This is a genomic window from Sphingobium sp. DC-2, assembly GCF_000722555.1.
Classification (GTDB): domain Bacteria; phylum Pseudomonadota; class Alphaproteobacteria; order Sphingomonadales; family Sphingomonadaceae; genus Sphingobium; species Sphingobium quisquiliarum.
The window spans coordinates 1-1,309 of record NZ_JNAC01000123.1; the positions used below are offsets into that span (position 1 = coordinate 1).

At 59.4% G+C, this 1,309-nt stretch carries 1 protein-coding gene; it reads left to right on the forward strand.

Features of this window, described 5'->3' with window-relative positions:
* Positions 1-1,260, forward strand: a 1,260-nt coding sequence (locus ET21_RS0121870; RefSeq protein WP_237751640.1) for a Fic family protein, incomplete at its 5' end; no start/stop codon positions are given.
* Positions 1,261-1,309: the final 49 nt, after the last annotated feature.

Genomic DNA, 1,309 nt, shown 5'->3' on the forward strand with positions numbered 1-1,309 from the left:
CGTAACAGCGACGTTCTTCGGAACAAGCTGGGAATCCGCGACGATAATATCCTCAAGGAGCGAGAAGCTTTCTTCTCGGTTGTCCGACATGGCGAGCTGGTTGTGCAGCGCGCCGCGCCGGCGACGAACGCGCGCGAGTATCGCGAACTGCACAATCATCTGTTTCAGGACGTATATGATTGGGCGGGGCGCTTTCGGACTGTGGACATAAGCAAACCCGGCAGCACTTTTGCGCGAGCGCACTTCATTGCCCGCAGCATGGAGCACGAATTTAAGCAGCTGCCCGACCTCCAAACCCTCAAGTCGATGGATCGTGATCGCTTTGCGGATACCATGGGGCGGCATATTTCCGAATTAAATGCCGTTCATCCGTTCCGTGAGGGCAATGGTCGCACCATGCGGCTGCACTTGCAGCTACATTCCCTTGCGGCCGAGAAATTCGTCTCGATCCAGGCAATGGGGCCGAAGGACTGGATGGAGGCGAGCCGCGACAGCTTCCATACTGGAAATCACGCCTCCCTCGCCAAAGTCATCCGTGATGCCATGCCCCTCGAACAGAACCGCGTCGAGCCAGCGCGTGGGCCAGCGGGCATCGCGTTTCCACCCTCGATGGAATCTCTCATGCCAGTTGGCGAACGACGCGCAATGAGTATCGAGCAGGCCAAGGATCAAATCAGCCGTTACCTACCTACTGCGCAAACCGTTGCGTCGCGGCAGCATGAGCAGCTTAATCGGATCGCGGAAACGTCCGCTGACATGCGCCAGCTGGCCGCGCGTTCAGCGCAGGAGCTTGCCTTTTTCCGCGATCCCAAAGGGCCGATGCACCACCTTCAGCTGATTGAGCAACGCCGCTATCATCAGATCGAAGTCAATTGGTCCGAGGGTATGGACCCGCTGCAAAGAGTCCGCGCCATCAGCGCGGGCGCCGCAGATTTCCTTTCGAAAATGACCGACCGCGACATTCAGGCCGCCGATCGCGCGCTACGTCTGCAAGTCATGCCTCCCGGCGTCAGTCAGGTTGATCTACGCCTTGCCGCGCAATTCGAGAAAAACTCGCCTGAGCAGAACCGCGCCGATGCCAGGTTCGCGCAATTCCAGCTCGCCATTGATAAGCGCGTCGCGACAGCTACCGAGCGCGGCGCATCGAAGGAACAGCTGGCGCAGATCGTCGAAAGCGCAAAGGCCCATGTCGCCGCAACATTGCGCGAAGGCAAATCACCGACGCCGACCGCCGAGAAATCAAAGGACCGCGAGCGCTGAAAATGAGCGGCCAGGGCCGCGCGCTTCGTAGTCTGTCAGCTGCCACATA